This window comes from Nonomuraea sp. KM90 (genome assembly GCF_052246675.1).
Lineage (GTDB): Bacteria > Actinomycetota > Actinomycetes > Streptosporangiales > Streptosporangiaceae > Nonomuraea.
Window position 1 is genome coordinate 1 of the sequence record NZ_JBQQCB010000072.1, and the last position, 19,951, is coordinate 19,951.

The window sequence follows — 19,951 nt, forward strand, 5'->3', positions numbered from 1 at the left end:
TCGTCGGCTTCGACAACGTGATGAAGACCTACATCGTGGAGCGCGGGATCTCCTGCGCGCAGCTCGCCATCACCAAGAACGGCAAACTCGTGCTGGCCAGGGCCTACCGCTACAGCGACGACCCGGCGGCCGGGTGAGGGTGCGCAGCTTGTCAGGGGCGCGCTCCGGCACGTCCAGCGAGCGCGGGGACGGCGGCGACCAGGAATTCCCGGATCGAGCGTTCCATCTGCACCGAGTCCCGGTCGAAGAGCCACTGGGCCTGCACGCCGTTGATGAGCGCGATGGTCATCGTGGCGAGCGTCTCCGGATCGCTGGACGAGTGCAGCTCTCCGCGGTCGGCCAGGGCCTGGAACGCCATGGCGTAGAAGCGGCGGAGCATGCGGTAGCGCTCGGCGTAGTACGCGTGCGCCGGATGGTCGGGAGAGGTGGCCTCCCCCGACACGACACAGTGCAACTCCATCAGGCCGGGCTGCAGCTCGTTGTCCACGATGACGGAGAGCATGCCCCGGAGGCTCTCGACGGGGTTGGCGGTGGGATCGAGGGCGCGTGCCGATTCGAGGTAGGCGGTGCCGCGTTCGTCGCGCAGCTCCAGCACGGCCGCGAGCAGCTCCTCCTTGCTGGAGAAGTGGTGCAGCAGGCCCGTGTAGCTGATGCCGGCGCGCTTGGCGATGTCTTTCATGGTCGCGCCGTAGAAACCGGTCTGGCCGAAGGCGTCCACGCAGGCTTCGACGACCCGGCGGCGGATCGCGGCCGTCTTGGCGTACGGCCCGCGGCTGGTGCTCTGGCTCACGGTCTCCTCCGGCGGCGTTAAATTCGTACTCCTATTCGGGTTTGATGGTATCGCGGCGGCGCGCCGGCCCTCGCCCGGCGCGCCAAAATAGTATCGCGATTCGAGTTTCGGTGTTACCGTGTGTCGACCCCGCAGTCTCGAGCAAGGACCGAACGATGACCCGACCCGGATTCCTCTGGGGCGCGGCGACCGCGCCACACCAGGTGGAAGGCAACAACGTCAACAGCGACTGGTGGGTTCTCGAGCAGCGCATGCCGGGCATGGAGCGCAGCGGCGACGCGTGCGACAGCTACCACCGCTACGCCGAGGACATGCGCCTGCTGGCCGAGGCCGGGCTCGACACCTACCGCTTCGGCATCGAGTGGGCCCGCGTCGAGCCGTCTCCGGGGCACTTCTCCCGGGCCGAGCTGGCCCATTACCGCAGGATGATCGACACCGCCTTCGACCTGGGGCTCACCCCGGTCATCACGCTGCACCACTTCACCAACCCGCGCTGGTTCGCCGAGGAGGGGGGCTGGATGGGAGAGCGGGCGATCGAGCGCTTCCAGGCCTACGTCCAGGCGGTGACCGGCATTCTCGACGGGGTCGAGTGGGTCTGCACGATCAACGAGCCGAACATGCTCGCCCTGATGGTGACCATGAGCAGGGCCGCGCAGTCCGGCGACGCCAGGTCGTGGATGAGCCCGACCGTGGAGGGCGCCGCGCGACCGGTGCTGCCGAACCCCGACCCGGAGGTCGGCCACCGCCTGGCCGAAGCGCACGACGCCGCCCGCGAGATCCTGAAGAAGCACACCGGCGCGGCCGTCGGCTGGACGGTGGCCTGCCAGGCCCTCACCCCGACGCCCGGCAACGAGGACAAGCTCCGCGAGCTGCGCTACATCCGCGAGGACCTCTACCTGGAGGCGGCCCGCGGCGACGACTTCATCGGCGTGCAGTCCTACTCCAGCCAGGCCGTGGACGAGCACGGCGTCGTCCCGCACCCGCAAGCCCCGGACAGCACCATGACCGGCAACGCCTACCGGCCCGACGCGATCGGCATCGCCGTCCGGCACGCCTGGGAGGCGACCGGGCACACCCCGATCCTCATCACCGAGAACGGCATCGCCACCCCCGACGACACCCGCCGCATCGCCTACACGGACGAGGCCCTGCGCCACCTGTTCGCCTGCATGGACGAAGGCATCGACGTACGCGGCTACATCCATTGGACCGCGGTCGACAACTACGAGTGGGGTCACTGGGGGCCCACGTTCGGCCTCATGGCCGTGGATCGCGAGACGTTCGAGCGCAAGCCCAAGCCGAGCCTGGCCTGGCTCGGCGAGGTCGCCCGCCGCGGCGGGCTCGCGTAGGCCCCGCGTCAGGTCGACGCGCGGTGGACGACGTGCGGGTCCAGCGAGGTCGGCGGCAGCCGCGGCCTGCGGCCCGACAGGCTGGCCACGACCGCGTCCGCCAGGGATCGGCCGACCTTCTCCAGGTCGAAGGCGATCGTGCTGAGCGGCGGTTCGGCCGCCTGGGCGAGCGGGATGTCGTCGGCGCCGATGACCGCCAGGTCGCCGGGCGCGGTGAGCCTGGCCCGGCGCATGCCCGTCAGGAGCGCGATCGCGACCTCGTCGTTGTAGGCGCACACCGCCGTCACCGACTCCCGCCGCCACCGTCGCGCGGCGCGGGCCATGGCGGCGGTGTCGAGCTTGGTATCGAGCGCCAGCGGGGGTTCCAGGCCGGCGTGTGCGCAGGCCTCGGCGACGCCGCGCATCCGGTCGTCGGCGATCCTGCGGAGCAACGGGTGCTCTGGCATGGCGTAGCCGAGGCGACGATGGCCCAGGTCGATGAGGTGCTCGGCCTGAAGGCGGCCCATGCGCCGCATGGTGGGATGGGCCTCGACCTCGGTGGTGAAGACGAGGTCCGCGCCCGCCCGGCGCAACGCCTGCGCGGTGTCGTCGTCGAGCGGGTCGAGGCTGGCGACCACCGAGGCGTCGATGGCGGCGCAGACGTCGGGCAGTGACCGGCCGGGCGCTCCGGCCAGGTGGGTGACCAGGGTCAGGCCGGCCTGGGCCAGGCTGGCGGCGAACTGCTCCACGAACCGGGTGATCCCGGGGCCGATCGACAGATGCGGGATGGACAGCAGCACGACGTCGCTGCGACCCGCGGCCAGCGAGCGGGCCGAGCCACGCGGACGGTAGCCGAGCTGCTCGACCGCCTCGAGGACCCGGCGCCTGGTCTCCTCCGGGATCGACTGCCCTGGCGTGTCGTTGAGCACGTAGCTCACGGTCGTGGCGGAGACGCCGGCCGCCCGGGCGACATCAGCGCTGGTGGCCCGCTTTGCTGGGGGTGTCATGTCACTTCATCGTATGACGTGCTGGAACACATATGTGACTCATGTCTCCGTTGCGCAGTTGTTACGGGCGGATGTCTTGCGATCTGGTCCGCGGTCAACGGTAGGTTACTGATGCGCTTAAGTAACGAGCTGCACTTTCTCTGGCCCTGACTTCTCTGGAAGGGGTGTTCATGGCCACTCCCCCCTCTCTCGAACCCCTCGACGCCGAGGCGTCCGACAACCTGCCGAGGGCACGGGCGAGCTACATCTTCTGGATGATGGCCGCCAACTTCGGCATCTCCATGGCGTTCGTCGTCCCGCTGTCGTTCTCACTGGCGGTGCGGATCGACGAGCTCGTCCCCGGACGCGAGGAGGTGCTCGGGTACGTCACGGGCACCGCGCAGACGATCTATCTCGTGCTCAGCCCGCTGCTCGGCGTGTGGAGCGACCGCACCCGCAGCCGCCTCGGCCGCCGCCGCCCCTTCATGCTGGCCGGCCTGGCCCTGGGCCTGGCGGCGCTGGCGGGCATCGCGGTCGCGCCCAACGTGCTGCTCGTGGGAGCCGGCTGGATCGTCGCGATGCTGGGCTGGGCGACGGCCGCGCAGGCGATCCTCAACGTGCAGGCCGACCGCATCCCCGAGGAACAGCGCGGCAAGATCGGCGGCTTCACCGGACTCACCGGCCAGATCGCCCCCATCATCGGCATCGGGATCACCTCCGCCGTGGCGGGCAGCACGTTCCTCGTCTTCGTCCTGCCCGGTCTCGTCGGCGCGGTGCTGCTGGTGGTCTTCCTCGTCGTGGGCAAGGAGGCCGACACGCGCGGCACCGTCCGCACCGCGCCCGTGTCGGTGCGGACGCTGGCCGCAAGCTACGTGTTCAATCCCCGGAAATATCCGGACTTCGGGTGGAACTGGCTGGGCCGCCTGATGTTCTTCCTGGGCCTGTACTTCAACACGACGTTCACCACGTTCTTCTACGCCCAGCGCCTCGACCTGCCGGTCAGGGAGGTCGCGGGCACGGTGGCCATCATCGGCGTGGCCGGCGTCGTCGCCGCGGCCCTCGGCGCGGTCGGCGGCGGCTACCTGTCGGACAAGCTGCGCAGGCGACGGCTGTTCGCCCTCATCGGCGCGCTCTTCTTCGTCGCCGGCGGGAGCGTCGAGGCCTTCGCCCACACCTTCGTGACGCTGATGATCGGCTCCGTGCTGATGCAGCTCGCGATCGCGTTCTTCAGCGCCGTCGACCAGGCGATCGTGCTCGCCGTGCTGCCCAGCCGGGAGGAGGCCGGCCGGTACATGGCGGTGGTGGCGTTCGCGCACAAGCTCCCGAGCGCGATCGCACCGCTCATCGCGCCGTTCGTCATCGGCATCGGCGCGGGCGGCGGCGACAAGAACTACACGCTCCTCTACCTCGCGGGAGCGGCGCTGGCGCTGATCGGCGGACTGCTGGTGTTCACCCGCGTGAAAGCGGTGCGCTGAGCATGGGCGCACCTTACGACCTTCGGATCGACGCCGGCGGCGACCAGTTCCCGGTCTCCGAGGAGCGGCCGTCGCTGTCCTGGAAGCTCCCGCCGACGTGGAGCGGGCAGGACGGCTACGACCTGCGGTTCCGCGTGGACGGCGAGGAGCGGGCGGTGGCCGACGTCGCCTCCGGCCGGCACCTGTTCGTCGAATGGCCGCTGCCGCCGCTGCGCAGCCGCCAGTCCGTGGCGTGGCGGGTCCGCGCCCGGCGCGGCGAGGAGGTCTCGGGCTGGTCGTCCTGGCACGCCTTCGAGTCGGGCCTGCTGGACCGGGACTGGTCGGCACGCTGGATCTCCCCGCGGGAGGACGGCGAAGACCCCCGTCCCGCTCACGTCCTCGCCGGCAGCGCGCACCTGCGCGACGACATCGCCCGGGCCCGGCTGTACGCCACCGCGCTCGGCGGCTACGAGGCGTTCGTCAACGGCACGCGGGTGGGGACGGCCGAGCTGGCGCCGGGCTGCACCTCGTACGGGGACACGCTCCACGCCCAGGCCGCCGACGTCACCGAGCTGCTGCGCGGCGGCGTCAACGACCTGGAGATCCTGCTCTCGGACGGCTGGTACCGGGGCAGCAACGGCACCTGGCGCAAGCGCGACTGCTGGGGCACGGCCACCGCGGCCAGGCTCCAGCTGCACGTCCGCTACGCCGACGGCACCGAGGCGGTCGTGGTCACCGATGCGGGCTGGACCTCGCGCCGCAGCCACATCGTCGCGGCCGACCTCATGAACGGCCAGACGACCGACTTCACCGCCCCGCCCGGCACGCCCCGGCCGGTCCTGGTGGACGCCGTCACGGCTCCGCCGATCAGCTACTCGCCGGCCCCGCCGGTGCGACGGGTCGAACAGCTCGCCCCGCGCTCGGTGACCCGGCACGACAACGGCGCGTACATCGTGGACTTCGGCCAGAACGCCTCCGGCTGGATCGCCCTCGCCGACCTCGGCCCGGCGGGCACCCGCACGGTGATCGACCACGGCGAGCACCTGGACCCCACCGGAGACCTGACCACGAGCCACCTGGACAGCCGGAGGCCGGGCGAGAGCCCGATCCCGTTCACGCAACGCGACGAGGTCGTCTCCTCCGGCAGGCCCGGCGAGGTGTTCGAGCCCCGGCACACCGTCCACGGCTTCCGCTACGCGCGCATATCGCGGGCCGTGGACCCGGCGAGCATCACCATGCGGGTCGTGCACACCGACCTGCGCCCGACGGCGACCTTCGCGTGCAGCGACGACGACCTCAACCGCCTGCACGAGGCCGCCCGCTGGAGCTTCCGCGGCAACGCCGTCGACCTCCCGACCGACTGCCCCACCCGCGAGCGCCTCGGCTGGACCGGCGACTACCAGATCTTCGCCCCGACCGCCGCCCGCCTGTACGACGTGGACGGCTTCAGCCGCAAGTGGCTGCGCTCGGTCCGCGACGACCAGCTCGCGGACGGCCGCGTGGTCAACTCCTCGCCGGACGCCAACCGGCTCAAGATCCACGACGACCCGATGGCGGACGCGATCACCGGCTCGGCCGGGTGGGGCGACGCCGTCGTCCTGGTCCCGTGGGTGCTGTACGAGACCTACGGCGACACCGCCGCCCTCGCCGAGAACTGGCCCGCGATGCGCCGCTGGGTCGAATGGGCGCTCACGACCGCCCGCCAGGCCCGGCACCCCTCCCGCGTCGAACGCTCGGCCGAGCCCCTGCCCCACGAGGAGTTCGTCTGGGACGGCTCCTTCCACTGGGGAGAGTGGCTGGAGCCGAGGCGACGCGCCTCGGACGGCACCCTCATCGACCCCGTGCTGGCCGACCCCATCGCCTGGTACGCGGCGGACAAGGGCGAGGTCGGCACCGCCTACCTGTACCGCTCGGCCGACACCACCGCCGCGGTGGCGGAGGTGCTGGGCCGAGCCGGCGACGCGGCCCGCTACCGCGAAACGGCGCGAAAGGTACGCGAGGCATGGCAGACCGAGTTCCTGGACGCGGCGGGCCGCACGAAGGCCGGCACCCAGGCGAGCTACGTACGTGCCCTGGCCTTCGGCCTCGTCCCGGAGGAGCTGCGGGAGAAGGCGGCCCGGCACCTCGTCGGCCTGATCGGCACCGCCGGCGGCCACCTCGGCACCGGCTTCCTCTCGACGGCCGACCTGCTGCCCGTCCTGGCCGACACGGGCCATCCCGACGTCGCCTACGCGGTGCTGTACCAGCGGTCGTCCCCCTCGTGGCTCGGCATGCTGGACCGGGGCGCGACGACCATCTGGGAGGACTGGGACGGCGTGTCCGAGGACGGCACCGCCACCGCGTCGCTCAACCACTACAGCAAGGGCGCGGTCATCCGTTTCCTGCACACCCACACCCTCGGGCTGCGCCAGGCCCCGGGCTCCGCCGGGTGGGAGTCCTTCGTCGTCGCGCCGGTGCTCAATGAGGCGATCACCTGGGCCACGGGCACGTACGACAGCCCGCAGGGTCTGATCACCGTCGGCTGGCGCGTCGAGGACGATCACCTGGCCATCTCGGTCGACGTGCCCGGCGGCGCCCAGGCGCAGGTCCGCTTCCCGGACGGCCACACGTTCCACACCGGCCCGGGCCGTTTCTCCCGGCGCCGGCCCCTTTCCCACTGAAGGAGATCATTCATGTCCACTGCCGATGTGTCGGGCAAATCCCTGGCCGAGCTCGTCTCCCTGCACGGGCGACGCGCGGTCGTGACCGGAGGTGGCCGAGGGCTCGGCAAGGCGATCGCGCTCCGCCTGGCCGAGGCGGGAGCCGACCTGCTGATCGGCGACATCGACGAGGAGCTGGCCGTGACCGCCGCCAAGCAGCTCGCCGAACGCCACGGGGTACGCGCGATCGGCGCCGCCATGGACGTCACGGACGCGGCGGCCGTGGCCGCGGCGGCCGACCGCGCGGTCGCCGAGCTCGGCGGCCTGGACGTGTGGGTGAACAACGCCGGGATCTTCCCGAGCGTCCCGCTGCTGGAGATGAGCGAGGAAACGTGGGACCAGGTGTTCGCCGTGAACGCGCGCGGCGTCTTCGTCGGCGCGCGCGAGGCGGCCCGCCGCATGTCGGCGGCGGGCCCAGGCGGCAGTAGGGATGGTCGCGGGGGCGGTGTCATCGTGAACATCGTCTCGACCGCCGGCTTCCGCGCGAGCGCGCCCGGCCTGGCCGCCTACGTCGGTTCGAAGCACGCCGCCCGCGGACTGACGCGCGAGCTGGCCCTGGAGCTGGCTCCGCTGGGCATCCGCGTGCTCGGGGTGGCACCGAGCTTCGTCCCCACGGAAGGCAACATGATGATGGCGGCGGCCGTGATGACCGACGGCGTCCCGCCGACCGACCTCATGCTCGACAGCCCGATCGGCCGGGTCGGCGTTCCTGATGACATCGCGCGCGTCGTCCTGTTCTGCGCCTCGGACCTGTCGGCCTTCATGACCGGCAGCACCTTGCTCGCGGACGGCGGCGACACCGCCTGAGCAGCGGCCGACCGGGTCACGGGAGAGCCGGCGGTCAAGCGGGGCCGGGCGGGAGCTGGACGGTCATGATCAGGCTGCAGGTCCCGGTGCCCGAGCCGCGATAGACATGCGGGACGTCGCCGTTGTACGTGGCGGTCTGCCCGGCCTCGACGGCGTGCTCGGCGCCGTCGATGATCAGGGTCATCCGGCCGGAGGTGACGCTGACGGTCTCCACGACTCCGGCCTGGTGGGAGTCGCTGGCGTATTCCTCGTCCGGTTCCAGCTCCCAGCGCCACACCTCGACCGGGGCCGGGCCCGAGGTCGTCAGCATGAGCCGGGCCTGGCTGCCCCGTTCGCCGGTCCACAGCGGCGCGACGGCGCCGGCGGTCACGACGCGGACGCGGCCTTCGGACGGCCCCTGCATGAGGGCGGACACCGAGATGCCGAGGGTGTCGGCCAGGCGCACCAGGGTGGCCAGGTTGGGGTTGCCCTGGGCTTTCTCCAGTGCCACCAGCGCGCCCTTGCTGACCTGCGCGCGCCGGCTGAGCTCGTCGAGGCTCAGGCCCGCGCGGTTGCGGGCCGCCCGGACGTTGTGCGCCACCGTCCGCAGGGCTGTGGCCGTCTCGGCCATCTGATCACCATCCTCACAGCTGGACCACTTCAATGCACCATGCGGTCGTTTGATTAACCCTATCCGGTCGATCTATTGTACGCTCTGGTCGTTGTACTGGTAGTGAAGGATGTGCTGTGATCGCTCTGCTGCTGGCCCTGGGCAGCTCGCTCGCTTATGGGTGCGCCGACTTCCTCGGTGGTCTCGGTGCCCGTAAGGCTCATGTGCTGCGTACCGTGATGATCGCCGCCCCGGCCAGTCTCGCGATCGAGCTGCTGCTGTGGCCGGTGCTCGGCGCCTCGTTCAGCGCCGGGGCGCTCGGCTGGGGTGCCGCCTCGGGGGTGGCCTCGGCCGCCGCGTTCGCCCTGCTCTACCGCACCCTGGCGATCGGTCCGATGAACGTGCTGTCGCCGGTGACCGCGCTGGTGTCCGCCGTGCTGCCCGTCAGCGCGGGCCTGCTGCAGGGCGAGCACCTGTCCGCCGCCGGGCTGGTGGGCCTGCCGCTCGCCCTCGTGGCGGTGGTGCTGGTCAGCGCCGGACACGGGACGGGTGCGGCGCGCCCGTCCCGTGCCGCGCTGCTGCTGGCCTTCGGCGCGGGCGCCGCGATCGCCCTTCAGCTGATCTTCCTGCATCAGGCGCCGTCCGACAGCGGGGTGGCGCCGCTGATCGTGGGCCGGGCCTTCTCCTCGGCCCTCACCCTGGCCGCGGCCGGGCTGATGCGCCGCAAGCTGGGCCCCGAGCGGCCCGCCTACGCGATGTCGGCCGCCGCGGGTGCGCTGGACTCCGTGGCGAACCTGCTGTTCCTGCTCGCCTCCCGCGGCGGGGACCTCGCCGTCGTCGCCGTGATCGTCGCTCTCTACCCGGCCGGCACGGTCCTGCTCGCCCGTGGCGTGCTCGCCGAACGCGTCGGTCGCGCCCAGCTCGTCGGCCTGGGCACCGCCGCCGTCGCCGTCAGCCTCCTCGCCCTGACCTGACCGAAGCCGCCCGGCGGCACGCGACGGCCTTCAGGAGGCGTCCGGCCCCGAGGAGCCCCGCGGGCCCTCCGTGCCCGCCGGTTCGCGGCCGGCGAGCGCCGTCCAGCGGGCCCGCAGCGCGTGGGCCGCGGCCTTCGGCCTGCGGTCGCGGGTGAACACACCCTTCCTGTTGCCGTCCACGCGGTGGATGCCGTGGGAGGTCTGGAAGTCGGCGAAGTTCCACACGTGCTCGCCGACGAACGCCTCGATCCGGTCGAACACGCGGTGGTTCATCGCGAGGTAGGCCTGCTGGTACTCCTCGGTCCACGGCGTGTCCCACACCGAGTGCAGGCCGGGCAGGGTGTCGGCGCCGTACTCGCTCATCATGATCGGTTTGCCGAACTTCTCCGCCCAGCCGCGCAGGTCGTGCTCCAGGTAGGTCTCCGCGGTGGCCAGGTCGCCGGTGGCGATGTACCAGCCGTAGTAGCGGTTGACGCACAGGACGTCGAACAGGTCGGCGATGCGGTCGTTCTCGTGCGTGGCGAAGATGACGGCGGCGTAGCAGACCGGACGGGTGGGGTCGAGCTCGCGGGTCAGCTCCACCAGCGGCTCGAAGTACTCGCGGGCGCCCTCTTCGGCGGAGGACGGCTCGTTGGCGACGCACCACATGACGACGCTGGGATGGTTCTTGTCGCGGGCGACCAGCTCGCGGATCGCCTGGGCGTGCGCCTCGCGGGTGGCCGCGCCGAAGGTCTCCGGCGAGAAGGTCGGCCGGGGCGGCACGCCGGAGAGCCCGCCCTGCACCGCCAGGTTGAGCCCCACGGCCGCGGTCTCGTCGATGACGACGATGCCGTGCCGGTCGGCGAACTCCATCACCTCCTCGGCGTAGGGGTAGTGCGAGGTGCGGAAGGAGTTGGCGCCGATCCAGTCCATGAGCTGGAAGTCGTGCACGAGGTAGGCGTCGTCATGGCCCTTGCCGCGCACCGGCGAGTCCTCGTGCTTGCCGAAGCCGGTGAAGTAGAACGGCTCGCCGTTGATGAGGAATTGCGTGCCCCGGACCTCGACGGTGCGCACTCCGAACGGCTCGGTGCAGGTGTCGACCACCCGGTCACCGTCGAGCAGCTCGACCACCAGGTCGTAGAGGTAGGCCGCGCCGGGCCGCCACAGCGTCACGTCGTCGATCCGGAGCACGCCGTTCTCGCCCTCGGCGGCGGCGACCTCCGCTCCCGAGGCGTCCACGGCACGGACCCGGACGTGCCCGGGGGCGCTGGTGCGGACGGAGTAGGCCACCGTCCCGGAGTCCCCCTCGACGCCGGTCACGATCGTGATGTCCTCGACGTGCACGTCGGGGACGCTGCGGAGCCACACCGAGCGGGCCAGCCCGGCGTAGTTGTAGAAGTCGTGCAGGTAGGTCTGCTGCCGCCGCCCGTCGCGCGTGACGGTGACCGTGCCGGGCGGGATGGTGCGGCCGGTCAGCTCGTTGTTCACGCCGATGGTGAGCCTGAACTCCGCGCCCGGCCTCACCCGCTCGGTGATGTCGGCCTCGAACGGGGTGTAGCCGCCCACATGCTCGGCGACCAGGACGTCGTCGACGTAGACCCTCCCTTCGTGCGTGGCGGCGTCCACGCGCAGGAACACCCGCTCGCCCGTCCAGCCGCGCGGCACGCGCACGGTCCGCTGATACCACACCCAGCCGACATGATCGCGGATCGCGGGGTCGGTGAACAGGTCGTTGTAGCTCGCCGGCACCGCGGCCTCGAGCGGGGTGTCGAGCGTCCCGCCCCACGGCCGCTCACCGGCGGCGGAATCGACCGCGAACCGCCACAGGCCGTCCAGATTGACCAGCTCACGGGTGGCGGTGGCACGTGGCCTCAACATCGCGATGCCTCCTTGGCGCGTCTTTGAACGGCCACCCTAGCATCGAAAACCGAATTGCAATACGAGTTTCAAGGGAAGGTCGCTCGATGACTACCCAAGCGGATAGTTTCTTGACCCGACGTGGTAGTAAGCTATCCGAGCGAATAGGAGCGACGACATGACGACAGCAGCAGCTCCCGAAGACCTGACCGCCCGGGCGCGCATCAGGGACGCGGCCATCCAGCACTTCGGCGAACTCGGCTACGAGCGGGCATCCCTGCGCGGCATCGCCGAGACGGCCGGGGTCTCGCCCGGTCTGGTGCGTCACCACTTCGGGACCAAACAGGGCCTGCGTGAGGCCTGCGACGAGCACCTGATCAGGATGATCCGCCAGACCAACGACCATGCCAGAGCCGGCTTCACCTCGGGTGCGCTCGACTCGGCGCTCGCCGCGCGCGCGATCCCCGAGTCCCAGCGCCGCTACATGATGCGGGCGCTGGCCGAGGGCTCGGCGGGCGCTCTGTTCGACGAGCTCGTACGGCTGACCGTGCCGTGGCTGCTCGAAGCCGACCGGAGCCGGCCGGATCCCCCCGCCGTCGACGTGCGGATCCGCGCGGCCATCGCCACGTCGATGGCGCTGTCCGTCGGGATCCTGCACGAGCACCTGTCACGGGCGATCGGCGCGGACGTGTCCAGTCCGCGCGGCGACCGCCTGCTCGCCAGGGGGCTCGTCGACCTCTATTCGCACCCTCTCCTCAGCCTCGAGGACGCGCGCCGGATCCAGGCCGCGCTCGACGAGGCCGAGCGCACATCCCCCGAAGGAGAATCACGATGACTGACGCCATCGCGGTGTCCGGTCTGGTCAAGACATTCGGTACGAGCCGGGCACTGAACGGCCTGGACCTCAGGGTCGGCACCGGCGAGGTGCACGGCTTCCTGGGGCCCAACGGCGCGGGCAAGACGACAACCATCCGCGTGCTGCTCGGCCTGCTGCGGGCCGACGCCGGGAAGGTGAGCCTGCTCGGCGGCGATCCCTGGCGAGACGCCGTACGCCTGCACACCCGGCTGGCCTACGTGCCCGGCGACGTGAGCCTGTGGCCGAACCTCACCGGGGGCGAGGCCATCGACCTGTTCGGCAACCTGCGCGGCGGGCTGGACAGAGCCCGTCGCACGGAGCTGGTCGAGCGCTTCCAGCTGGATCCGACCAAGCGCTGCCGCACGTATTCCAAGGGCAACAGGCAGAAGGTGGCACTCATCGCCGCCTTCGCCTCCGACGTCGAGCTGTTCGTCCTCGACGAGCCCACCTCCGGCCTGGACCCGCTGATGGAGGCGGCCTTCCAGCAGACCGTCCGCGAGGTGAGCGCTCGCGGGGCGACCGTCCTGCTGTCCAGCCACATCTTCTCCGAGGTCGAAGCCCTCTGCTCGGGAGTGAGCATCATCCGTGACGGCGTCACGGTCGAATCCGGCACGCTCGCCCAGCTCCGCCACCTGACCAGGACCTCGCTCGCCGTGGAGGCGACCGAGCCGATCACCGGGCTGGCCGCCCTGCCCGGTGTCCACGACGTGGTGGCCGACGGCACGCGTGCGCGGTTCGACGTGGACTCGGCGCAGTTCCCCGAGGTGCTGCGGCACCTGGCCGGCTTCGACGTGCGGGCGTTGACCAGCCATCCGCCGACGCTGGAGGAGCTCTTCATGCGCCACTACGGCGACGCGCCCGCGGTCGGAGCAGGTCGATGAGCGCCTGCACGGGCACGGGCCGGCTGGTCCGCCTGGCGCTGCGGCGCGACCGCGTCCAGCTGCCGATCTGGATCGCCGGCTCGGTGCTGCTGCTGGCGGCCGGTGCCGCGGCGGTGGCCGACGAGTTCCCCGACGAGGCCGGACGGCTCGCCGCGGTGAAGGGCGCCGGCACCAGCCCGGCCGTCCTCCTCATGCGCGGCACACCGGTCGGCACCGACCTGGGCGCGGTGGTGAACTTCCGCAACTTCGCGTCCATGCTGGTGCTGGCCGGGCTGATGAGCACCTTCGCGATCGTCCGGCACACCCGGCAGAACGAGGAGAACGGCAGAGGTGAGATGCTCGGCGCGGGCAGCGTCGGCAGGTACGCCGGTCTCACCGCCGCTCTGGTCGTGGTCGGAGCGGCCGACCTGCTGCTCGGCGCCGCGCTGACCGGCACCCTGCTGGGGGCCGGCCTGCCCGCCGACGGCGCGGTGGCCTTCGGCGCCGCGACGGCCGCCACCGGCCTGGCCTTCGCCGGCCTGGCCGCGGTCGCGGCCCAGCTGTTCCAGAGCGCGCGCGGGGCCAACGCCTTCGCCGCGACGGCCGTCGGCGTGGCCTACCTGGTACGCGGCGTCGGCGACGCGCTCGGCGAACGAGCACCGGACGGCATCCAGGTGACCAGCGCCTGGCCGTCCTGGCTGTCACCCATCGGCTGGGGCACGCAGGCGCGCCCGTTCGGCGAGGAGGTGTGGTGGGTCCTCGCCCTGCCGCTCGTGTTCCTCGTCGCCTGCATGGCCGTGGCCTTCGCCGTGGCCGACCGCCGTGACTTCGGCGCCGGCCTGATCCCCGACAGGCCCGGACCCGCTGCGGGCACTCGCCTGCTGGTGAGCCCGCTCGGGCTGGCCTGGCGGCTGAACCGCGGCACGACGCTCGGCTGGCTGATCGGCAGCGCGCTGTTCGGCCTGGGCATCGGCACGCTCGGCGACACCGTCAACGAGGCGATGACCGGCAACACGGGCGTCACCGAGCTCCTGGACCAGCTCGCCAACGCCGGCGGCGCGACCCTGGTGGACACGTTCTACGCCGCGATGATGAACGTCTACGGCGTGCTCGCGGCGGCTTTCGTCATCCAGGCGCTGTTGCGCCTGCGTTCGGAGGAGGCCGGCGGACCGGCCGAAGCGGTGCTGGCCACCTCGGTGGGCAAAGTCCGCTGGGTGTGCGCGCACCTGGCCTGCGCGGCGATCGGCGCGACCGCGCTGCTGGTGCTGGCGGGCGCCGGCATGGGAGTGGCCGATGCCGCCGTCGGCGGCGTCACCGGCGTGGGCCCGCTCGTCGGCGCCGGGCTGGCGCAGCTGCCCGCCGCGCTCACCCTGGCCGGCTTCGTCGTGCTCGTCTTCGGCCTGCTGCCCCGGCTGACCGTCATGCTCGCCTGGGCGGCGCTGGTCCTGAGCATCGCCTTCGGGCTGCTCGGGGAGATCTTCGGGCTGCCCGAGGCGGTGCGCGACCTGTCACCGTTCACCCACGTGCCCCCGATCCCGGCGGCCGCCGTGACGGCCGGGCCGCTCGTGGCGCTGGTCATCGCGGCCGCCGCGCTGACGGCGGCCGGGCTGGCACTGTTCCGGCGCAGGAGCCTGGCCTTGTAGTCCCATGATGGCCGGCCCGCCGCCCTGGTGGTCTCCGCCGGGCTGTCCCGGTGACCTGCGGGCCCGGCTCACCGGCGACACCGGTGGGCCGGGGACCGGGAGAGGGCTGAACGTCCCGGGCGCCTGAGCCCTACTCCGCCAGGCTTCCGCAGGTGAAGCCCTTCTTGCGGTCGGGGGGCCACATCTGGACCTCGGTCAGGATCGTGCTCTCGGAGAACTTGCGGAAGGTCAGCGCCTTGTCGCAGTCATAGATGGCGTACCCTCCCTCGCGCTCGCCGAGCACCATCATCCAGCGGCTGTCGTACAGGGGCTTGCCGCTGCTGTCCTGGAGTTTGGCCCACTGCGTCTGGAAGCCGACGGCGTCCAGCAGGGCGGTGGACTCCCCCTTCTCCAGCACCGCGATCGCACCGTAGATCATCTGGATCATGAGGAGGTAGCCGAGCCCGATCCCGGTGAGCGCCCCGACCAGCACCTTCAGCCCCGCCCGGCCCATCGGTTTGCGGCGCAGCAGGCGGAAAGGCACGAGGTAGGCCAGCACACCGATCCCGGCCGCGATGAGCACGTCACCGGCTTCGACGGTCACTTTCGCGGTGGGATCGGCGGCGTCCAGAGCGGTCATGAAGTACATCCAACCCAGATAGGACGCACCCGCCCATGCCGCTGCGAGCGCGGCGATGATCCACGGCTGCTCCCGGGTCCGCTGCACGGCCCGGCCCACCAAGCCGCGCGTGATCACGTTCAGCAGCCAGCCCAGGCTGATGAGGATCCCGACGACGATGGCGCCGAGGATCAGCAGGGGCAGCAGCGTGCCCAGCAGCCGGCCCAGCAGCACCGACTGGTCGATGCCCGCCTGCTCGGGGGTGATGCCGAAGATCGCGTACATGCCCTGGTAACCCATGTAGAGCAGCGCGTACAACGTCACGCCGAGCGGGACGACGACTGATCCCACCTTTTCGAGCAGGTCGAGCACGCCCACCCTGTCGTCGTCCTCCTGGCGCGACCCCACTTCCGCGGGCTCTGCTGCCACGGGAGCCGGTAAATCGGAAATCTCCTGACTGGGAGAGTTTTGTGTATAGGGCGGAAAAGTCATGGGCGGAAGCATAGGGCGATGGCCTCCTTGGTGCGATCTGGAGGCCCGCGCCGGAGCCCCGTGCCCGGTTCTCGGGTCAGGCCGGATCGGGCCGCGATCCGGACCCGGCCAGCCGGTCCAGCAGCTCGCGGAGCAGGCCGTGCTCGCCGGCCGTCAGCCCTGTCGGGTCTTCGTCGACGAGCGTGCGCAGCGTCAGCGCCGCGCCGGCCCGCGTCGCCGCGGCGGCCGCCCGGTCGGGAGCCGGTTGTCTCGCGGCCGGGTGGAGGACGGCGGCCAGCGCCGCTTCGCGGACGCGATCGGACAGCCCCATGTCGCGTTCGCCCTCGGGCTGGGTGATCAGCGACAGGGTGGTCCCGACGTTCGCAGCCAGGATCTGCTCGGCCGCGTCGTCCACGGGGACGCCCAGCAGGCCACGGCGGGCGGCCTCGGTCAGAAGCTCCCGCAACATGGCGTGCGCGGGCGCGGTGATGGCGCAGGGCCTGCCCGGCTCGACCTGCCCGTACAGCAGCGCGTAGAAGGTCGGATGATCCAGCCCGAAGCGGACGTGACGCTCCCAGCCCTGACGGATGTCGTCCACGGGGTCAGCGGAGCCGCTGGAGGCATGCGGCTGGACGTACTGGGTGAACCCGTGGTTGAGCACCGCGTCGATCAGGCCCTGCTTGCTGCCGAAGTGGTGGTAGAGCGTGGGTGCCTGAACGCCGGCGCGCTCGCACACGGCGCGGGTCGACAACGTGCGGCCGCCGGAGCCGTCCAGCAACTCGGCGGCGGCGAGCAGCAGCCGGTCGCGAGCGTTGCCGCTCCGTCCTCGAGTGGTCATATCGCTATAGTAGCTTCTGTAGCGCTACATTATGTCGTATAGCGAAATTAGCGACCCCTGAAGGAGAGCTCATGAACGTCACCGTTCCCGGTGCTGTGGCCCGCTACTTCGAGGCCGACGCGCGCCGCGATCCGGACGCCGTCGTCGCCCTGTTCACCGAGGACGCCGTGGTCACCGACGAAGGCCGGACGCGACGCGGGGCCGAGGAGATCCGGGCCTGGCGAGAAGGCGCCGCGTCGCAGTACCAGTACACGACCGAGCTGCTCGGCGCCGAGGTCGCCGACGAGGACACCGTGCTGGTCACCGGCCGCCTGGAGGGCAACTTCCCGGGCGGCACGGCGGTTCTGAAGTGGCGCTTCTCCCTCACCGACGACCGCATCCGCCGGCTGGAGATCGCGCCTTGACAGGAGGCGGCGGAGGCGTGTGCCAGGGCGCCGAGGCCGGGCCGCAGACGGGAGCCGCCGAGATGGAGCGCCGAGATGAGAGCCGCGCACCCACGCGCGGGCTGTCCGCCGTGGTCACCGGGCGCGTCGGCTCACTTGCCGAGGAAGCATCCCTGGGCTCTGCGGTCTTCTGGCTGAGGGAGAGGCGCCGCAGGAATAGCATGCCTGGTGGGGCCGTTGTGGCCGGTGTGCGCGCCTGGCGGGCACCGTGGCCAGTGATCGCGCGTTCGGTCGCCGCCACCACCACGGGAAACCCCGCTGACCATCCTTGATCCACTGCAGTGCCGGGAGTGTGCATGACCGACCGCCTCACCGCCGTCATGATCAGCCAGGCGGCCGAACGGTTGCGGCCGGTGATCCGCCGTACCTCGCTGGAGCCGAACGAGCGGCTGTCCGGCCTGCTCGGCGGCCAGGTGCTGCTCAAGCGCGAGGACGCGCAGGTCTGCCGCTCCTACAAGGTGCGCGGAGCGTTCAACCTGATCGCCTCGCTCACGGAGGAGGAACGGCGGCGCGGCGTGGTCTGCGCGAGCGCGGGCAACCACGGGCAGGGCGTCGCGTTCGCCTGCGCGCGTCTGGGGATCAGCGGTCGCGTGTACGTCCCGTCCACCACGCCACGGCAGAAGCGCGAGCGCATCGCGGCGCTCGGCGGCGACCGGGTGGAGGTCGTGGTCGGCGGCGGCACCTACGACGAGGCGAGCAACGCCGCGCACATCGACAGCGAGCACGCCGGCGCGATCTACGTGCATCCGTTCGACGACGTCCGGACGATGGCCGGGCAGGGCACGGTCGGCCTCGAGATCCTCGCCCAGGGCGGGGAGGCGCCGGGCACCGTGGTCGTCCCGGTCGGCGGAGGCGGCCTGATCAGCGGCATCGCCGTCTGGCTGCGCGAGCACTCCCCCGGCACCCGCATCGTGGGCGCCGAACCCGCCGGAGCGGCCAGCATGAGCGCCGCCCTCGACCACGGCGGGCCCCTCGCCCTGCCCGAGCTGGACACCTTCGTGGACGGCGCCGCCGTCGGAAGGGTGGGAGACGCCACCTTCCCCCTGGTCAAGGACCTGGTCGACGAGGTTGTCGCGGTCGACGAGGGCGCGGTCTGCACCGAGATGCTGGACCTCTACCAGACCGACGGCATCATCGCCGAACCCGCCGGCGCCCTCGCGGGCGCCGCCGCCCGCGAGCTCCTGCCGCACGCCCCCGGAGGGCCGGTCGTGTGCGTGGTGTCGGGCGGCAACAACGACGTCAGCCGATACAACGAAGTGCTTGAACGCTCTCTCGTGCACATCGGCCTGCGGCACTACTTCCTGGTGACCTTCCCGCAGCGCCCCGGCGCCCTGCGCCACTTCCTGGACGATGTCCTGGGCGAGGGCCAGGACATCATCGCCTTCGAGTACGTCAAGAAGAACAACCGCGAAACCGGCCCGGCACTCGTCGGCATCGAACTCGAACGGCCAGGCGACCTCGACAGCCTCCTGCTCCGGATGAAGGCCGGCCCGCTCACGGTCGAGCGCATCCCCCCGGGCTCGCCCCTGTTCACGTTCATTCTCTGACCTCCGTCGAGGGTGGCCGAGCCCGGCCCTGGGGCATCCGTCCGGCCGGTTCCTCTAGGGATATCCCTGAGCGGCTCCCGGTGTCCGCCCTTCCGCCTCCGCCCGTACGGTGACGGCACCATCACGTGGAGGGAGGCGCCAGATGACAGCGGCGTACGAGGAGAAGCTCGTCCCGGGCCTGCTGCGCACGTCATGGCGGGAGGGCGCCCTGACCCGGATCCGGGAGCTGGAGGTGCTGTCGGCCTGGGCGCACGGCCAGGGCGAGGACCCGAAGCGGCACGAGGGCATCATCCGGGCGACCGAGGAGCACATCCGGCGGGCCAGGGAGGCCGTCGCCTACGACCGCAACTCCTACCGGTCCTTCACCGGCGCGCTGTTCGAGGCGGCCAACAGCAACTGCGACGCGGCCGAGGCCAACCTGTTGCGCATGGCCCCGAACTACTTCCTGCTCGGGCAGCTCCCGAGCCTGACCGCCCACGTGACCCGGCACCTGCCGGAGGGCGACCCCCGGCTGCAGGGCTTGGACGAGCTGCGCACCGACCTCGCGATCAAAGGCGAGGGCGCCTGTACCGAGCAGGCCAGGACGCAGCTCGTCGCGCTGGTGCGGGCGGCGAGCTCGGAAGCGGGCCGGGAGTTGATGAGCGTACGCCGCTTCCGCAACGTGCTTCTCGTGGCCACCTTCGTCCTGTCCCTGATCGCCGTGGCCGTCGCGGTCGCGGGCATGCTCTTCAAGGACGTGCTGCCGTTGTGCTTCACGCCGCAACGGGGTGCGGGCGTGTGGCTGGTGTGCCCCACGGGCGAAATGTCGCTCGCCTCGACGCCGCTGCGGCAGGCCGTCGCGGCCACGACACAGCCGTTCGACCTGCTGGTCGTGGAGCTCCTGGGCTTGGTCGCCGCGGCTGTCACCGCCGGGGCGGGCATCCAGGGCATGCGGGCGCGGACCGGCGCGATCGGCCTTCCCGTCGCTCTGGCGCTGTTCAAGCTGCCGTTCGGAGCGCTGACCGCGTTCATCGGGCTGCTGCTCATGCGCGGGCAGTTCGTGCCGGGCCTGAGCGCGCTGGACACCTCGGCGCAGATCATCGCCTGGGCGGTGCTGCTCGGCGGCTCGCAGCAGGTGTTCACCCGGCTGGTGGACCAGCAGGCCAAGATCGTGGTCGGCCGGGTCCGCGGGGCGAGGCAGGTCCGCCAGAACGCGATCAGCGCGTCACCCGCCTGACCACTCCGGGAGCGAT

General features: G+C 71.6%; 17 protein-coding genes. 11 read left to right on the forward strand and 6 right to left on the reverse strand.

All coding sequences use genetic code 11. The features are described from left to right. Positions 1-151 precede the first annotated feature (151 nt). Positions 152-790, reverse strand: a complete 639-nt coding sequence (locus ACTWPW_RS42230; protein WP_443171988.1) for a TetR/AcrR family transcriptional regulator — start codon at positions 788-790, stop codon at positions 152-154. 155 nt (positions 791-945) lie between these two features. Between ACTWPW_RS42230 and ACTWPW_RS42235 the strand changes: the two genes are divergently transcribed. Next, on the forward strand, positions 946-2,139 hold the full coding sequence (locus ACTWPW_RS42235; protein WP_443171989.1) for a family 1 glycosylhydrolase: 1,194 nt from the start codon (positions 946-948) through the stop codon (positions 2,137-2,139). Between the two features lie 8 nt (positions 2,140-2,147). On the opposite strand, the gene ACTWPW_RS42240 is transcribed toward ACTWPW_RS42235, so the two are convergent. Continuing rightward, on the reverse strand, positions 2,148-3,125 hold the full coding sequence (locus ACTWPW_RS42240; protein ID WP_375113600.1) for a LacI family DNA-binding transcriptional regulator: 978 nt from the start codon (positions 3,123-3,125) through the stop codon (positions 2,148-2,150). Between the two features lie 170 nt (positions 3,126-3,295). Here ACTWPW_RS42240 and ACTWPW_RS42245 point away from each other — a divergent pair, with 170 nt between their 5' ends. The 3 genes from ACTWPW_RS42245 to ACTWPW_RS42255 are packed head-to-tail and all read left to right on the forward strand — an operon-like array spanning position 3,296 to position 8,064. Continuing rightward, positions 3,296-4,579 (forward strand): MFS transporter, encoded by a 1,284-nt coding sequence (locus tag ACTWPW_RS42245; protein WP_443171990.1) that lies wholly within the window; start codon positions 3,296-3,298, stop codon positions 4,577-4,579. A gap of 2 nt (positions 4,580-4,581) precedes the next feature. Beyond that, positions 4,582-7,218: a family 78 glycoside hydrolase catalytic domain gene (locus tag ACTWPW_RS42250; protein ID WP_443171991.1), complete on the forward strand. Its 2,637-nt coding sequence runs from the start codon at positions 4,582-4,584 to the stop codon at positions 7,216-7,218. A gap of 12 nt (positions 7,219-7,230) precedes the next feature. Beyond that, entirely contained in the window at positions 7,231-8,064 is an 834-nt protein-coding gene (locus ACTWPW_RS42255; protein ID WP_375113603.1) for an SDR family NAD(P)-dependent oxidoreductase, read from the forward strand. A gap of 34 nt (positions 8,065-8,098) precedes the next feature. Here the strand turns inward: ACTWPW_RS42255 and ACTWPW_RS42260 are convergent, their stop codons facing one another. Then, positions 8,099-8,674 carry a helix-turn-helix domain-containing protein gene (locus ACTWPW_RS42260; protein ID WP_375113604.1) on the reverse strand — a complete coding sequence of 192 codons (576 nt, stop codon included), beginning with the start codon at positions 8,672-8,674 and terminating at the stop codon, positions 8,099-8,101. Between the two features lie 116 nt (positions 8,675-8,790). Here ACTWPW_RS42260 and ACTWPW_RS42265 point away from each other — a divergent pair, with 116 nt between their 5' ends. Then, a complete protein-coding gene (locus ACTWPW_RS42265; protein WP_375113605.1) occupies positions 8,791-9,627 on the forward strand; it encodes an EamA family transporter in 837 nt (278 codons plus the stop codon). A gap of 30 nt (positions 9,628-9,657) precedes the next feature. Here the strand turns inward: ACTWPW_RS42265 and uidA are convergent, their stop codons facing one another. Continuing rightward, a complete protein-coding gene (gene uidA, locus ACTWPW_RS42270) occupies positions 9,658-11,484 on the reverse strand; it encodes a beta-glucuronidase (protein WP_443171992.1) in 1,827 nt (608 codons plus the stop codon). Between the two features lie 157 nt (positions 11,485-11,641). Between uidA and ACTWPW_RS42275 the strand changes: the two genes are divergently transcribed. The 3 genes from ACTWPW_RS42275 to ACTWPW_RS42285 are packed head-to-tail and all read left to right on the forward strand — an operon-like array spanning position 11,642 to position 14,822. Further along, positions 11,642-12,298: a TetR/AcrR family transcriptional regulator gene (locus ACTWPW_RS42275; RefSeq protein ID WP_443171993.1), complete on the forward strand. Its 657-nt coding sequence runs from the start codon at positions 11,642-11,644 to the stop codon at positions 12,296-12,298. After that, entirely contained in the window at positions 12,295-13,200 is a 906-nt protein-coding gene (locus tag ACTWPW_RS42280; RefSeq protein ID WP_443171994.1) for an ABC transporter ATP-binding protein, read from the forward strand. The genes ACTWPW_RS42275 and ACTWPW_RS42280 overlap by 4 nt, the downstream gene beginning before the upstream one ends. Then, positions 13,197-14,822, forward strand: coding sequence for an ABC transporter permease (locus ACTWPW_RS42285; RefSeq protein WP_443171995.1), 1,626 nt, complete (start codon positions 13,197-13,199; stop codon positions 14,820-14,822). Before ACTWPW_RS42280 ends, ACTWPW_RS42285 begins: the two co-directional genes overlap by 4 nt. Positions 14,823-14,952: 130 nt before the next feature. On the opposite strand, the gene ACTWPW_RS42290 is transcribed toward ACTWPW_RS42285, so the two are convergent. Together ACTWPW_RS42290 and ACTWPW_RS42295 are read right to left on the reverse strand one after the other, a co-directional pair. Then, positions 14,953-15,849 carry a hypothetical protein gene (locus ACTWPW_RS42290; protein WP_375113610.1) on the reverse strand — a complete coding sequence of 299 codons (897 nt, stop codon included), beginning with the start codon at positions 15,847-15,849 and terminating at the stop codon, positions 14,953-14,955. Positions 15,850-15,988: 139 nt separating this feature from the next. After that, positions 15,989-16,729: a TetR/AcrR family transcriptional regulator gene (locus ACTWPW_RS42295; RefSeq protein ID WP_443171996.1), complete on the reverse strand. Its 741-nt coding sequence runs from the start codon at positions 16,727-16,729 to the stop codon at positions 15,989-15,991. Between the two features lie 71 nt (positions 16,730-16,800). Here ACTWPW_RS42295 and ACTWPW_RS42300 point away from each other — a divergent pair, with 71 nt between their 5' ends. The 3 genes from ACTWPW_RS42300 (at position 16,801) to ACTWPW_RS42310 (ending at position 19,935) form a co-directional block, all read left to right on the forward strand. Continuing rightward, positions 16,801-17,133: a nuclear transport factor 2 family protein gene (locus ACTWPW_RS42300; RefSeq protein ID WP_375113612.1), complete on the forward strand. Its 333-nt coding sequence runs from the start codon at positions 16,801-16,803 to the stop codon at positions 17,131-17,133. Between the two features lie 335 nt (positions 17,134-17,468). After that, on the forward strand, positions 17,469-18,719 hold the full coding sequence (ilvA, locus tag ACTWPW_RS42305) for a threonine ammonia-lyase IlvA (protein ID WP_375113613.1): 1,251 nt from the start codon (positions 17,469-17,471) through the stop codon (positions 18,717-18,719). Positions 18,720-18,861: 142 nt separating this feature from the next. Beyond that, positions 18,862-19,935, forward strand: coding sequence for a hypothetical protein (locus ACTWPW_RS42310; RefSeq protein ID WP_443171997.1), 1,074 nt, complete (start codon positions 18,862-18,864; stop codon positions 19,933-19,935). Positions 19,936-19,951 lie beyond the last annotated feature (16 nt).

Excerpts from the sequence above, each read along its gene's own strand:
- ACTWPW_RS42285 (WP_443171995.1), top strand. The coding sequence starts at position 13,197 with ATGAGCGCCTGCACGGGCACGGGCCGGCTGGTCCGCCTGGCGCTGCGG.
- ACTWPW_RS42275 (WP_443171993.1), top strand. The coding sequence starts at position 11,642 with ATGACGACAGCAGCAGCTCCCGAAGACCTGACCGCCCGGGCGCGCATC.
- ilvA (WP_375113613.1), top strand. The coding sequence starts at position 17,469 with ATGACCGACCGCCTCACCGCCGTCATGATCAGCCAGGCGGCCGAACGG.
- ACTWPW_RS42260 (WP_375113604.1), bottom strand. The coding sequence starts at position 8,674 with ATGGCCGAGACGGCCACAGCCCTGCGGACGGTGGCGCACAACGTCCGG.
- ACTWPW_RS42295 (WP_443171996.1), bottom strand. The coding sequence starts at position 16,729 with ATGACCACTCGAGGACGGAGCGGCAACGCTCGCGACCGGCTGCTGCTC.
- ACTWPW_RS42245 (WP_443171990.1), top strand. The coding sequence starts at position 3,296 with ATGGCCACTCCCCCCTCTCTCGAACCCCTCGACGCCGAGGCGTCCGAC.
- ACTWPW_RS42280 (WP_443171994.1), top strand. The coding sequence starts at position 12,295 with ATGACTGACGCCATCGCGGTGTCCGGTCTGGTCAAGACATTCGGTACG.
- ACTWPW_RS42255 (WP_375113603.1), top strand. The coding sequence starts at position 7,231 with ATGTCCACTGCCGATGTGTCGGGCAAATCCCTGGCCGAGCTCGTCTCC.
- ACTWPW_RS42250 (WP_443171991.1), top strand. The coding sequence starts at position 4,582 with ATGGGCGCACCTTACGACCTTCGGATCGACGCCGGCGGCGACCAGTTC.
- ACTWPW_RS42240 (WP_375113600.1), bottom strand. The coding sequence starts at position 3,125 with ATGACACCCCCAGCAAAGCGGGCCACCAGCGCTGATGTCGCCCGGGCG.
- uidA (WP_443171992.1), bottom strand. The coding sequence starts at position 11,484 with ATGTTGAGGCCACGTGCCACCGCCACCCGTGAGCTGGTCAATCTGGAC.
- ACTWPW_RS42310 (WP_443171997.1), top strand. The coding sequence starts at position 18,862 with ATGACAGCGGCGTACGAGGAGAAGCTCGTCCCGGGCCTGCTGCGCACG.
- ACTWPW_RS42235 (WP_443171989.1), top strand. The coding sequence starts at position 946 with ATGACCCGACCCGGATTCCTCTGGGGCGCGGCGACCGCGCCACACCAG.
- ACTWPW_RS42300 (WP_375113612.1), top strand. The coding sequence starts at position 16,801 with ATGAACGTCACCGTTCCCGGTGCTGTGGCCCGCTACTTCGAGGCCGAC.